Source organism: Streptomyces sp. NPDC058295 (assembly GCF_042880655.1).
Lineage (GTDB): Bacteria > Actinomycetota > Actinomycetes > Streptomycetales > Streptomycetaceae > Streptomyces > Streptomyces coriariae.
Genome location: NZ_JBHVYO010000012.1, coordinates 132,446 through 145,452 on the forward strand (window position 1 = coordinate 132,446; position 13,007 = coordinate 145,452).

Sequence of the window (13,007 nt, forward strand, 5' to 3'; positions counted from 1 at the left end):
CGGCTAGGGCAGCGTGCGCTGGTACGTCCCGTCCTGGTCGGAGTCGTAGACCAGCTTGCCGGAGCCGTCGTAGCCCTTGATGTGCGGGGCCAGCGTGACCTGCTGGTCCAACAGACCGGCGGCGGCGAACCAGCCGTGGTCCAGGGCCGCGGTCACGGGGTCGCCGTCGCCGTAGGACACGGTCACCTTGGCCACCGACGCCTCGACGGTGCCGATCATTCCCCACCGGAACGGCAGCTTCCACCTGCCCTTGTCCATGAACGACTGCTGGTACAGCTGCTCGCCGTTGCTGTCCACCGAGACCGGGCCCGTGCCCGGCACCCCGGTGTCGATCGAGCCGACGCTGATGCCCGAGGCCACACCGTCCTTGAGGGAGCAGACCACCCAGCTGCCCGCGGACCGCTCCTTCACCGCGGTGACGTAGATGCCGTCGCCGGGCGCGTTGGAGTCTCCGGTGCTCTTGATCGCCAGGATGATCCGGTAGTCCTCGGCCTTGCCGAGATCGCCGGCGCCGCCGGCCGACCCGCCCTCGGCGGTCAGGCACTCCTCCAGCCCGTCCGCCGCCTGCGCGAAGGTGATCCCGTCGAGCAGCTGGCCGTCCGTGGCCGGCTGCGCGGGTCCGCCGGCCGTGCCCGCCGAGGTGGCGGACGGGCTTCCGCCGGTGCTCCCACCCGTGCTCCCGGCCGGGCTGTGCGGGGCGCTGACCGACGGCTTCGGCGCCGCCGTGTCCGCGCCCCGCTCCCCGTTCCCCCCGGCCACGGCGTACGCCCCCACGGGCACCGCGGCCAGTGTCATCAGCGCCGCCCCGGTCATCGCCACGCGCCGCCGCCGCTCGGCCAGTCCACGCCGCCGGATCGCCGGATACGGCGCCGACGAGGGCCGGATGGTGTACGCGTCCTCGGCAAGCAGCTCACGCATCCGCTCCTCGAACCCGAAGTCCTCCTGGTCCACCTGCTCTCCCGCCCCGTTCACCTGCTGCCTCCCTGAACCCGACCCGGAACCGGAACATGACGGTGGCCCTGACCCCGAGGGCCCTGGCCCTGACCCTGCTCCCGGCCGCCGGACACCGTGCGGTCGGCGGCCAGCCCCGGATACATGCGCAGCTTCGCGAGCCCCTTCGACGCCTGGCTCTTGACCGTGCCGGGCGAGCAGCCGAGCACGTCGGCCACCTCCGCCTCGGACAGGTCCTCCCAATACCTCAGGACCACCACCGCCCGCTGCTTCGGCGGCAGTTGGGCCAGCCCGGCCAACAGGGAGCCACGCTCATCCACCCGCCCCGCGCCCTCGTCGCGCCCCGCCCGCTCCGGCGGCGCCGCGGTCAGCGCCTCGGTGACCCGCCGCTTGCGGAACCGGTCACTGTTGCAACTGACCAGCATCCGCCGCACGTACGCCTCCGGGTTGTCGCTGCGCGAGATCCGCCGCCACGACCGGTACGCCTTGGCCAGCGCGGTCTGCGTCAGGTCCTCCGCGTGGTGAACGTCCCCCGTGAGCAGATACGCGGTCCGTACGAGCCGGGACCACCGGGCTCTGACGAACTCCTGGAACCGGTCTTCTTGTTCGGCCTGCATCAAGCACCCTCCTCGCCCTCCAGACCACCGGTTGCGCCGAATCGGTTGCCCGTCCCCCGTGACCGCGTTCGAATGGGGAGATGAGAAACGACGCGTGGGTCTGGCGTGAGGGCGACCCCGGGGTGCTCCTGCTGCCGTCCGGCCGCCTGATCCGCGGCCGCGGCCTGCGCCGCCCGCTCGACCGTACGGCCCCGACCCCCGCGTACGGCGTCTACCTCCTCGGCGCGCGGCCCCCGCGGCCGCCCTGGGAGTCCCGCTGGCTCCGCTGGCCCGACTTCCGCCTCCCGAGCGACCGCGCGCAGGCCCACGCGACCCTCGCCGAGGCGTGGCGCCGCGCGGCCGGCGAACGCGTGGAGATCGCCTGCGCCGGCGGCCGCGGCCGCACCGGAACGGCCCTGGCCTGTGTGGCGGTCCTGGACGGCGTACCGGCGGCCGAGGCGGTGGACTACGTCCGCCGCCACTACGACCGACGCGCGGTGGAGACGCCCTGGCAGCGCAGGTATGTGCGGGGGTTCGGGGAGTTCACCGGGTGAGCGTCACAGGTCGAGCGTCACCGTGTCGGCGTCGCGGGGTGGGTTTCACAGGGTGAGTGTCATGAGGAGACGGTCCTCGCCCGGGCCGAAGTAGTCCGCGCGGGGTCCGTCGGGATCCGGGACGAAGCCCAGGGAGCGGTACAGCGCGATGGCCGAGTCGTTGCGCGGCTCCACGGAGAGCCGGACGGAATGGGCGCCCTTCGTCCGTAGCAGGCCGAGCAGTTTCGTCATGAGTTGCCGACCGAAACCCTTTCCGCGCAGCCCGGGGCTGATCGCGAGGCTGAGAACCCAGCTCTGCGCGTCGTTCGGCGAGGTCGCGAGCACGTAGCCGTGGAGATCCGTGCCGTCGTCCACGACGTACACGAAGTCGGCGCAGGCGGCGAGGAGCTGGCGCAGGACGAAGTAGGGGTAGGGGCCGTGCGGGAACGCGTCGGCATCGAGGCGCACGATATGGGGTAGATCCGCCTCGGTGACCGCTCTGATCCGTAAGGGTCTCTCTCCGGACATCTGGCTCATTATCGAACCGGTGCCCGACGGAAAACGATCTCCGGGAAGAGGAGTCATACCGTCCCCTTGTGAATGTCGACAAATCGAATTGCAGCCAGTGCGATTTGCGTACCTGATCTCCATCATTGCTCTGTGCACCCACTCCTTCAAGACCCATGCGTCCTGCTACGCTGAATCATGACCTCGGTACCGCCCGCCGCTGACCAAAAGCTGAATGATGATGTGCTCTGGGACGACTTCGATCCCGGCGTGTACATCAGCCACAATTACCTCGAGATGCAGGCCGTGGACGAGGAGATCCTCTCCCATGTGCGCGATCACTTCAGTGATCACTTCCGAGGTCGTGGGCGGGTGGCTTCCGGTATCGACGTCGGCGCCGGACCCAATCTCTATCCGGCCCTCGCCATGCTTCCCTGGTGTGACCGGATCACGCTGCTGGAGCGGTCCGCCCGGAATCTGGACTATCTCCGGAGGCAGTGCCCCGACTACGCTCCCCACTGGGATCAGTTCTGGAACGTCCTGTGCAAGGACGAGGCATATGCCACGCTCAGCATGACGCCCAGGGTCCGGTTCAAGGAGGCCGTCCAGCAACCGGAGTCGGGCAGTCTCTTCGATCTCTGCGCCGATACGCGCCGTTGGGACCTCGGCACGATGTTCTTCGTCGCCGAGTCCATCACCACCTCGCTCGCCGAATTCCGGCGAGGAGTGGGGTGTTTCATGAACGCCCTGAATTCCGGGGCACCTTTCGCCGCCGCCTTCATGGAGCATTCCGAAGGATATCGCGTCGGTTCTCACAAGTTTCCCGCCCGCGATATCGACGAATCCGAAGTTCGGGCGGTTCTCAGCGGTTACGCGGACCATGTGGAGATTCACCGCACGGCCAATCCCAAGCAGCTTGTACGGGACGGCTACACGGGTATGATCCTGGCCTGCGGGCAACGTAAAGAGCGACGCGACGAATAAGATGTCGGAGTTCTTTTACATGGTGACGGGCCTGTGCGAGGGGAATGGGCATGCAGATCAAGCCGAGACAGAACCTGCTCGAAGTGTGGCAGGCCATCGCCCGCCATTCTTTCGACAACGGAGAATGGCAGTGGGGTGAATGGGGCGGCCGCAGCAGCGTCGCCGACGCGGAGCGGCTGCTCTGCCTTCTGTACCCCGCCACCGAAATCGAACCGTTCCGCCTGGACGACCCCGACACCACCCAGCTGGACGTGGAGAGGGCCCTCAGGAACGCGGGTGACTCCAGCGAGATTCCCATGAACCTCCTGGAGATCCTCGACGACTTCATGGAGAACCACCGCGGCGAGGAGAGTCCGACCTTCGCCGGCGGCTACTACTTCGCCCCGGAGAACCCGGAGCACGAACTCTCCAAGGAGCAGGAGGAAGTGGGAGTCGTCGACTCCTACTCCATGTCGATCACGCTCTGCCTGGCCACCCTCGGCTTCCTCAAGGTGTACCGGGGCAAGACCCAGCGGGCCAGCACCCTCGCCCGCATCGACAAGCTGAAAGAGGCGACCAGCGCCCGCCTGACCGCGGCCATGGTGAGCCTGCTGCGCTCCTTCACCGTGAACGTCGTCGACATCGCCTCCGACCAGGGGCAGGCGCTCGCCCGGCTGCTCGGCCGGGGCCGGCTGTCCGACCGCCAGGTCCTGCAACGCTTCCAGGACCGGTTCAAGTCGCTGCGCGCCCTCATCAGCGAGAGCGTCACCCTCGGCCTGGACACCGATGTCGCCGACCAACTCCGCAACGAGAACCGGCTGTTCGAGTGCGGCTGGGCCTGGAGCCTGGTGAAGGACGCACCCGAGGTCGAGGTCGAGGCGCAGACCGCCCAGGACATCGGCAAGCAGCCCCAGGGCGTCGCCCACGCCGTGCCGTACCTGTACTTCACCGTCGTCGCCCTCGACGGCATCCCCGACCTGTCCTCCGAGCGCACCCTCGTCCTCGGCCTGCTCACCGCCGAACAGCAGAAGCTGGCCGACGCGCTGCGGCTGCGCTGGGAGATCACCCAGCAGTACTGGTCGGGCATCGCCCGCTTCGACGCCGCCACCTGGCCGCTGGAGGAGATCCCCTGGCGCACCACGCTCCAGCAGCTGGAGTCCGAGTACTTCTCCCTGTCGGTGGCCTCGATCCTCGTCCACGACCTGCTGCGCCGCCGTGCCACCGACGACGACCTCACCCGCACCGTCGCCGTCATGGAACGCCTCGCCGAACGCGGCCGCATCACGAGCCGCACGGCCCGTGAGGACCCGGCGATCGGTCTGCACAACCCCGGAGTCACCCTCCCGCTGCTGGGCAGTGAGGAGATCGGTCCGGCCATGAAGTGGACGATGGGCGACTTCTCCGCGCAACTGCTCAAGCGGACCGTCCAACTGTGCGCGCTGTCCCGGAACATCGGCTCGCAGGACCGTCTGCTCGCACTCGCCGAGAGCATCCTCGACCACCTCTGGGCCCGTCGCGTCAGCGACGGCGAGGGGGTCGGCCTGTGGGACAACGTGCACGCCGTGTACCCCGAATCACCGGTCCGCACAGGACCGTTGTCCTGGAGCATCACCGAGCGCGTCACCGAGTGCATGGTCGCCGCGCACGCCCTCTACACACAGGATCCGATCCGAAGCTCCGAGATGACCGCCCTCGCCCAGGCGGCGCTCAGCGAGGCGGCCCACCTGTTCGGCAAGGAGCAGCTGGAGCAGCCCGCTCCCGCCCCGAAGAGTCCCCAGGGAGAAGAGATCAAGGGCATCGAGGCCGACCTGCGTCGCGCCCGTCAGCTCGTCGACAAACAGCCCGGCACCGCCCACGCGCTCGCCCTCGGCGTCCTCGCCCGGCTCTACGCCCTGGCCCGCGCCCGGGGCGCAGACGCCCGGGGGGTGTGAAGGTGCTCGTCTTCGCCGCCTCCGACAAGGGAGGCACCGGCCGCTCCGTCACCAGCGCCAACCTCGCGTATCACCGCGCGCTGGACGGGGACGACGTCTGCTACCTGGACTTCGACTTCGGCTCGCCCACCGCCGCCGCCGTGTTCGACCTGCCCGACGTCCTCTCCGAGGCCGAGGGGCGCGGCCTGCACTCGTATCTGAAGGGCAAGACGGGCGAGCCGCTGCGGGTCGACGTCTGGGCGCGCACCGAACACCCCGTGCTGCGCGGCAGGCCCGGCGGCTCCGGGCGGCTGGTACTGCTGCCCGGCGACCGCACGGCCGGTGAATTCGTCACCGACGAGGAGAACCTGCACCGCTGTGTGGACCTCGTCCTGCGGCTGAAACGCGAATTCGACCTCATCATCATCGACCTGAGCGCCGGACGCAGTTATGCGATGGACCTGGCACTCGCCGCGACCTCGCCCCGAGGCGGGCTCGGCCGCCTCAAGAACCGCTGGCTCGTCTATCACCGGTGGACCCGCCAGCACGTCATGGCGGCGGCCGAACTCGTATTCGGGAAACAGGGGATAGTGCAAGCCGGTACGGCCATCGGGCACGACCCCGACGTGCTGGGCGGCGCCATCAGGTTCGTCCGTGCCGCGGTGCCCGATCTCGAGTCGCCGTTGTGGTCCCAGGTGTCGCCCGCGCAGTACGCGTGGATGCGGCAGTGCGACAAGGAACTCGAGGAACTCGCGGCCGGCCGAGGCATCGGCAGAACCCGGGTGCTGGCGTCCATTCCGCTGGAACCCGTCCTCCAGTGGCAGGAACGCCTCATCACCGACGAGGACGTGCACGACCGCCGGATCGCCAACAACGAGACCTGGCAAGCCATCGGGGATCTCGCGCAGCGGCTGACCGACGACAAGTTCTGGGGGCAGTTGTGAACGGGCCGGGCACCGTTTTCCGGGAGAGCAGCGCCGACCCGCGCACCGAATCCGTGCCCTTCTCCCATCTCTCCCTGGAATTGGGCCACTTGTACATGGAGGACTTCGCCGAGGGGGCCGTCCGGCTGCGTCGGCACTTCGCCGGCGTACGGCCCTGGGTGGAGGCCGCCCGGGCCGGTCTCGGCCCGCTGCCGCCGGGCCGCAAGCCCCGGATCAGCACCTGCTTCCTGATCGACGACTACTTCTCCCGGCTGGCGACCCCCGCCGAGCTGATCCCGCCCCTGCTGGCGGCGGCGGCCGAGACCGGGCTGACCATCGACTACCTGGCCCGCGAGTCGGGCTGCGCCGGCCCCGCCCTCGGCCCCGGCGGCTCCGACCACCGCGACCGGGCCCGACCGGCCGAGTCCGTCCTGCACCGGCTGGTGGAGTCCCCGCCGCCCGGCAGCAACGGTTTCCGTCCGCCCGTCGGCCGCACCGGCTGGCTCACCAACGGCCGCCGCGCCCCCTCCCAGCGGACCTCGGCAGCCCTGGACTCCACCGGCGTCTGGCAGCCGCCGAGCGAGACCGAGGCCCGCGGCCACTCCGTGTTCCTGGACGTGGAACTGTGGAACGGGCCCGAGGACGCGCGTACCTGGTCCTGCGCCTTCCTGGCCTCCGTCTGGCAGCTGGTCCGGCTCGGGCTGCTGCGGGACAACGGCGCGGCCGTGCTGACCCCCACCCGCTGGCAGGGCGCGGAGTTCCCGGCCGAGTGGGACGCGCTGCCGCCCGTCCTCCAGCTCAACCCCGCCGCGACGCCCTTCACCGCCTACGTCACGTGCAGCGTCCTGCCGACCCGGTTCCTGCCCGTCGAGCACGCCGTACGCGTCATCCTCGACCAGGTCCACGTGGAGGCCGAGGCGCTCGCACAGGTCGCCGCGCGGTCCGCCGGCGAGGGCTTCTCGGTGCCCGCGGGGGTCGTGGACCGCACGTCCTACGTGTTCCCGCCGGGGCTGTGACATGGGCGGCCTGGGCACGACCTCCGGTCCCGTCCTCATCTGCGGTGAGGTGCGGACCTGTCTGCTGCCCACCCGCAGGGCGGTGGACGAGCGGACGGCCGTGCGGCTGCTGCGGCTGCGCGCCGACGAACCCGTCCGGACCTCGCGGCGCCCCAACCGGCACGCCCTGTCCCCGGACGTCCTCACCGGCGTCGACTGCCGGCTGCCCACCGCCACCGGGGTCAAGGTCCGCGCGGTCGGCACCGTGGCCGCGCACGCGGGGCTCGTCGAGGGCCGCGTCCTGCAGTCGACGGCGTACTTCTCCGCCCCAGCCACCGGGCCCGAGCGGCGCCGGCCCTGGGGGTACTACCTGGTCCGGCCCGGTTCGCTGGTCCCGGTCGGCAGTCTGCCCGAGAAGTCCGTCACCGAGGGCTTCCTGACCGGACATCAGCAGGACCGGCTGGACGTCGGTTCGATCGCCGAGAGTCTGCTGGCGAGGATCTCCCGCCGGCACGACCTCCTGGACCACGACGCTCCGCTCACCACCACCGACACCAGCCTGCGCTGGACCGCCTCACCGGCCGGCGACGGCGAGCCGGCGTCGGCGCTCTTCACCGAACTCGGCTCAGGCCTGCGGATCGTCGAGCTGCGGCTGCCGCGAGGGACCACACCGGTGGCCGCGGCCACGCTGTGCGAGGACCTGGCCCTGCACGACTGGCTGCTGACGACCGTCGGCGACAAGCTCGACGGCCTGCCGCCCGGCTCCGAGAACCAGGCGGCCGCGATGAAGGTGCTGCGTCCGCTCGTCGACCATCTGGTGCACCTGTGGATGCCCCAGGCGCGCCTGGACCGGGCCCTGAGCCCGCCCTGGGAGGAGCTGGAGCGGCACCCGGGGTTCACCAGACAGTGGAACACCATGGCACAGCGCATCCGGGACCAGCTGGCACTGCAGAACCTCGTCCGGGGTGAGGTACCGGCCCTGTCCTGACGGCAACACGACATCTGTTCGCGCAGCATCCCGACGGGGGAGACACAGAGATGCATGCACCGACGAACCCGAACTTCCGGGGCGACCGGATCCGGGACGCCGAGGGCGCCCGGCATGTGACGCAGAAGATCCTGATCACGGTGGTGACGGGCGGCGGCGTCTACCTGCTCACCAATGTCGTCGGACCGTCCGAGGAGGACGGCCCGTGGCAGCTCGTGCTGTCCGTGCTGTGCGGCGGCATCGTGCTGATCGTGCAGTTCCTGGCGTCCTTCGTCAGCCAGCTGGGCGATCTCCGGGAGTCGGTCGACAAGCGGTTCGCCGACATAGGCGAGGCGACGAAGCTCTTCACCGAGGTGGAGAAGCTGCGCGGCGACGGGGTGCCCCGGCTCGCCGAGCACGCCACCAAGGTGGTGTCCATGGGGCCCGACATCCTGCACGAGTTCGCGCATTCGGAGATCGACCGTCTCGCCGCGCAGATGGAGGACTTCACCAACCTCAGCGCCGAGTGTGCGGGCGAGAACCACGACTGGCTCCTGACCCTCACCAAGTGCGCCAGGACGAGCATCGACGCCATCAGCACCACCGTCGTCGACGACGGGTTCTGGAACACCGAGCCGGCCGGACGCTATCTGACCGCCCAGCGCGAGGCGATCCTCGAACGGCACATCTCGGTCCGGCGCCTGTTCATCGTGAAGCGGCCCGAGGAACTGGCCGCCCTGGAACCGATCTGCGCGGAGCAGCGGGAGATGGGCATCCAGGTCCGGGTGGTGGCCCTGGAGGAACTCCCGCTGTTCCTGCGCCGCGGCAAGATGATCGACTGCATCCTCTTCGACGGGGTGCTGTCGTACGAGATCCACGCGGACCAGCTCAGCGTGAACACCTCGACGACGGTGAACGCCCGGGCCGACGAGGTCCAGCCCCTGATCCGCCGGTTCGACCAGCTGTGGGAGGCCGCCGCCCCGGGCACTTCCCCGAACGGCGTTCCCGACAGCGTCCGGCTGAGGCCCGACGGGTCCTAGGTCGTGTCCGCAAAGTCCCGCCTGGCTCGCGACGCCCGGCACGCGCGCTCGCCGCGTTGTCGGGATCGCCGCGTTGTCGGGATCGCCCACGTACACCCGGTACGAGGGCGACCCTCCGCCTTGCGATCACACGCACCGGACGCCGCGAGCCCAGCCCTCCGGGCAGCCGGCGCTACTTTGCGGACACGACCTAGCCCAGCGTCTCCGCCAGCAGCCTCGCCGTCTCCACGATCAGTTCGTTGTCGTAGGCCGCGTCCCGGGCCGGCTTGGTGAGCTGGACCGCCAGGACGACGGGGGCGCCGTCCGGGGTCCAGGCGATGCCCGCGTCGTTGTTGGCGCCGTACCAGCCGCCGCCGGTCTTGTCGGCGACCGTCCAGGTCACCGGGAGTCCGGTGCGGAAGCGGTTGGCGCTGGTGACGGTGCCGAGCATCCAGTCGGTCAGGCGCCGGCGGTCGGCCGGGGCCAGCGCGTCGCCGAGGACGAGCCGGGCGTAGGTGCGGCCGATCGCGTACGGACTGGTGGTGTCCGTGATCCGGTCCGGTTCGGCCGAGTTGAGCTCCGGCTCCCAGCGGTCGAGGCGGGTCACGCGGTCGCCCACGGAACGGGCGAAGCGGGTGAGCGCGGCGGGGCCGCCGATCTCGCGCAGGAGCAGGTTGCCGGCCGTGTTGTCGCTGCGCTGGATGGCCGCGGCGGACAACTCGGCGATCGTCATGCCGTCGGCCACATGGTCCCGGGTGACGGGGGAGTTCTCCACCACGTCCGTCGTCGTCCAGAAGACGCGGCGGTCCAGTGTTCCCTCGGGCAGGTCCCGCAGGACGGCCGCGACCGCGAGGGTCTTGAACAGGGAGCAGACCGGGAAGCGTTCGTCGGCGCGGTAGCGGACCGAGCGTCCGGTGCGCACGTTGTACGCGAACACGCCGAGACGGGCGCCGTGCCCGGCTTCGAGGTCGCGCAGGCGGTCGGTGACGGGGTCCGTGGCGGCCCCGGCGGGGCCCGCCGTGAGCAGGACGGCCGTGGTGGCCGCGCCGGCCGTCAGCAGGGTGCGGCGGGAGGGCCTGGGGGAAAGGTGCGAGCTTAAGATCGTTCTCTCCGTCCGTCGAGGATCATGGTCTCCTCTGTCACGGACGTCTCCGCGCTCCCGCCGGTTGCGCCGCCGGTTGCGCCGTCCCTGGTCGGGGGCGCACCGTCCGAGGGATCACGGCGGGCGGGCACACCGCTCCTCCGGCGTAGGCGAGAATGGGCGCATGAGCCTGTTCCGCGACGACGGCATCGTGCCCCCCACCCGAGAGCCGGGTGCGGCGGACCGCGGCATGCCGCACCCCCGGCAGGCCGCCCCCGGCGGTGCCCGATGAGTCTCTTCCGGGACGACGGCATCGTCCTGCGGACCCAGAAACTCGGCGAGGCCGACCGCATCATCACGCTGCTCACGCGCGGGCACGGGCGGGTGCGGGCCGTGGCGCGGGGAGTGCGGCGGACGAAGTCCAAGTTCGGCGCCCGCCTCGAACCCTTCTCCCACGTCGACGTGCAGTTCTTCGCGCGGGGCAGCAGCGAACTGGTCGGACGCGGGCTGCCGCTGTGCACACAGAGCGAGATCATCGCTCCCTACGGTGGCGGGATCGTGACCGACTACGCCCGCTACACCGCCGGGACGGCCATGCTGGAGACCGCCGAGCGGTTCACCGACCACGAGGGCGAGCCGGCCGTCCAGCAGTACCTGCTGCTCGTCGGGGCGCTGCGCACCCTGGCCCGCGGGGAGCACGCCCCGCACCTCGTCCTCGACGCGTTCCTGCTGCGGTCGCTGGCCGTCAACGGATACGCGCCGAGCTTCGGCGACTGCGCCAAGTGCGGAATGCCGGGACCCAACCGGTTCTTCTCCGTCGCGGCCGGCGGCTCCGTCTGCGTCGACTGCCGGGTGGCCGGCAGCGTCGTTCCCTCGCCACAGACCCTGGTCCTGCTGGGCGCGCTGCTCACGGGAGACTGGGAGACGGCGGACGCGTGCGAGGCGAGGCACGTCCGGGAGGGCAGCGGGCTGGTGTCCGCCTATCTGCACTGGCACCTGGAGCGCGGGCTGCGCTCGCTCAGGTACGTGGAGAAATAAGCACGCAGAGAAACCAGTACAGAAACAAGCAAGCGAAAGTCAGAGGAGACGAGAGGCACATGGTGGTACGCGGGTTCCTGGGGCGGCAGCGTCGTGAGTACAGGACGCCGGAGCCGCACCCGTCCGGCGCGCGCCCGCCGAAGCTTCCGGGCGAGCTGATCCCCGAGCATGTGGCGATCGTCATGGACGGCAACGGCCGCTGGGCCAAGGAGCGCGGGCTGCCGCGCACCGAGGGGCACAAGGTCGGCGCCGAGCAGGTCCTCGACGTGCTGCAGGGCGCGGTCGAGATGGGTGTGCGCAACATCTCGCTGTACGCCTTCTCCACCGAGAACTGGAAGCGCTCGCCCGACGAGGTCCGCTTCCTGATGAACTTCAACCGCGACTTCATCCGCAAGACCCGCGACCAGCTCGACGAGCTCGGCATCCGGGTGCGCTGGGTGGGCCGGATGCCCAAGCTGTGGAAGTCGGTCGCCAAGGAGCTCCAGGTCGCCCAGGAGCAGACCAAGGACAACGACCGTCTCACCCTGTACTTCTGCATGAACTACGGCGGCCGGGCGGAGATCGCGGACGCGGCGCAGGCGCTCGCCGAGGATGTGAAGGCGGGCCGGCTCGACCCGTCGAAGGTCAACGAGAAGACCCTCGCGAAGTACCTGTACTACCCGGACATGCCGGACGTCGACCTGTTCCTGCGGCCGAGCGGCGAGCAGCGCACCTCCAACTACCTGCTCTGGCAGAGCGCGTACGCGGAGCTGGTCTTCCAGGACGTCCTGTGGCCCGACTTCGACCGCCGTGACCTGTGGCGGGCGTGCGTCGAGTTCGCGTCCCGGGACCGTCGTTTCGGCGGCGCGATCACGAATGAGGAACTCTTGGCCATGGAGGGGAAGACTCCGGGCCAGGAGGCCACCTCGTAGCCTCCGTGCGTTCACCCGGCCCGTCGACGCTGCTTCGGCCGAGGCTGAGCATTTCAGCCCGTCCGGCGATCGAGGACGAGGCCCGTTCTGGGCCGAAGGGGGGTCTGGGGGCGCAGCCCCCAGGGGCCGGTCACCCCGTCCGACCCGCACCGTACGACCGCTCAGCCGCCGGAGGCGCCCGCGCAGTCCGAGCAGGTACCGAAGATCTCCACGGTGTGGGCCACGTTGACGTAGCCGTGTTCCGCGGCGATCGCCTCGGCCCACTTCTCCACCGCCGGGCCCTCGACCTCCACGGCCTTGCCGCAGACGCGGCAGACGAGGTGGTGGTGGTGCTCGCCGGTGGAGCACCGGCGGTACACCGACTCGCCGTCCGAGGTGCGCAGGACGTCGACCTCGCCCGCGTCGGCGAGGGACTGGAGGGTGCGGTAGACCGTGGTCAGGCCCACCGAGTCGCCCTTGTGCTTGAGCATGTCGTGCAGATCCTGGGCGCTGCGGAACTCGTCGACCTCGTCGAGCGCCGCCGCGACAGCGGCACGCTGCCGGGTGGAACGGCCCTTCACGGGCGGTCCAGCGGTTGTCACCGTTGCCTCCTCACGTCTGCGGCTTGCCGGGC

Annotated in this window: 14 protein-coding genes; 9 read left to right on the plus strand and 5 right to left on the minus strand. The window is 70.4% G+C overall.

The features are described 5' to 3' along the window. Positions 1 to 3: 3 nt before the first annotated feature. Both ACFVYS_RS15460 and ACFVYS_RS15465 read right to left on the minus strand, forming a co-directional pair. Positions 4 to 972, minus strand: coding sequence for a hypothetical protein (locus ACFVYS_RS15460; RefSeq protein WP_389502296.1), 969 nt, complete (start codon positions 970 to 972; stop codon positions 4 to 6). After that, positions 969 to 1,568, minus strand: a complete 600-nt coding sequence (locus ACFVYS_RS15465; RefSeq protein ID WP_389502297.1) for a SigE family RNA polymerase sigma factor — start codon at positions 1,566 to 1,568, stop codon at positions 969 to 971. Before ACFVYS_RS15465 ends, ACFVYS_RS15460 begins: the two co-directional genes overlap by 4 nt. 80 nt (positions 1,569 to 1,648) lie before the next feature. Here ACFVYS_RS15465 and ACFVYS_RS15470 point away from each other — a divergent pair, with 80 nt between their 5' ends. Beyond that, positions 1,649 to 2,101 carry a protein phosphatase gene (locus tag ACFVYS_RS15470; protein WP_389502299.1) on the plus strand — a complete coding sequence of 151 codons (453 nt, stop codon included), beginning with the start codon at positions 1,649 to 1,651 and terminating at the stop codon, positions 2,099 to 2,101. Between the two features lie 45 nt (positions 2,102 to 2,146). Here ACFVYS_RS15470 and ACFVYS_RS15475 read toward each other — a convergent pair whose 3' ends face one another. After that, a complete protein-coding gene (locus tag ACFVYS_RS15475; protein ID WP_389502301.1) occupies positions 2,147 to 2,608 on the minus strand; it encodes a GNAT family N-acetyltransferase in 462 nt (153 codons plus the stop codon). 177 nt (positions 2,609 to 2,785) lie between these two features. Between ACFVYS_RS15475 and ACFVYS_RS15480 the strand changes: the two genes are divergently transcribed. Genes ACFVYS_RS15480 through ACFVYS_RS15505 form a run of 6 tightly spaced genes read left to right on the plus strand, consistent with a single transcriptional unit; the run spans position 2,786 to position 9,385 of the window. Next, positions 2,786 to 3,571 (plus strand): SCO2525 family SAM-dependent methyltransferase, encoded by a 786-nt coding sequence (locus ACFVYS_RS15480; RefSeq protein ID WP_389502303.1) that lies wholly within the window; start codon positions 2,786 to 2,788, stop codon positions 3,569 to 3,571. 50 nt (positions 3,572 to 3,621) lie between these two features. Then, the gene (locus tag ACFVYS_RS15485; protein WP_389502304.1) at positions 3,622 to 5,481 is read left to right on the plus strand and encodes an SCO2524 family protein; all 1,860 of its coding nucleotides are present in this window, start codon (positions 3,622 to 3,624) and stop codon (positions 5,479 to 5,481) included. Positions 5,482 to 5,483: 2 nt separating this feature from the next. Further along, positions 5,484 to 6,404: an SCO2523 family variant P-loop protein gene (locus ACFVYS_RS15490; RefSeq protein WP_389502306.1), complete on the plus strand. Its 921-nt coding sequence runs from the start codon at positions 5,484 to 5,486 to the stop codon at positions 6,402 to 6,404. Beyond that, positions 6,401 to 7,399, plus strand: coding sequence for an SCO2522 family protein (locus tag ACFVYS_RS15495; RefSeq protein ID WP_389502308.1), 999 nt, complete (start codon positions 6,401 to 6,403; stop codon positions 7,397 to 7,399). The genes ACFVYS_RS15490 and ACFVYS_RS15495 overlap by 4 nt, the downstream gene beginning before the upstream one ends. Position 7,400: 1 nt before the next feature. Beyond that, positions 7,401 to 8,366 carry an SCO2521 family protein gene (locus tag ACFVYS_RS15500; RefSeq protein WP_389502310.1) on the plus strand — a complete coding sequence of 322 codons (966 nt, stop codon included), beginning with the start codon at positions 7,401 to 7,403 and terminating at the stop codon, positions 8,364 to 8,366. A gap of 50 nt (positions 8,367 to 8,416) precedes the next feature. Next, positions 8,417 to 9,385, plus strand: a complete 969-nt coding sequence (locus ACFVYS_RS15505) for a hypothetical protein (RefSeq protein ID WP_389502312.1) — start codon at positions 8,417 to 8,419, stop codon at positions 9,383 to 9,385. 190 nt (positions 9,386 to 9,575) lie between these two features. Here the strand turns inward: ACFVYS_RS15505 and bla are convergent, their stop codons facing one another. Then, positions 9,576 to 10,466: a class A beta-lactamase gene (gene bla, locus ACFVYS_RS15510; RefSeq protein WP_389502431.1), complete on the minus strand. Its 891-nt coding sequence runs from the start codon at positions 10,464 to 10,466 to the stop codon at positions 9,576 to 9,578. 267 nt (positions 10,467 to 10,733) lie between these two features. Between bla and recO the strand changes: the two genes are divergently transcribed. Then, a complete protein-coding gene (gene recO / locus ACFVYS_RS15515) occupies positions 10,734 to 11,483 on the plus strand; it encodes a DNA repair protein RecO (protein ID WP_062649449.1) in 750 nt (249 codons plus the stop codon). A 59-nt stretch (positions 11,484 to 11,542) separates the two neighbouring features. Beyond that, positions 11,543 to 12,394, plus strand: a complete 852-nt coding sequence (locus ACFVYS_RS15520) for an isoprenyl transferase (protein ID WP_389502314.1) — start codon at positions 11,543 to 11,545, stop codon at positions 12,392 to 12,394. Positions 12,395 to 12,555: 161 nt separating this feature from the next. On the opposite strand, the gene ACFVYS_RS15525 is transcribed toward ACFVYS_RS15520, so the two are convergent. Next, entirely contained in the window at positions 12,556 to 12,975 is a 420-nt protein-coding gene (locus ACFVYS_RS15525; protein WP_028806487.1) for a Fur family transcriptional regulator, read from the minus strand. Positions 12,976 to 13,007: the final 32 nt, after the last annotated feature.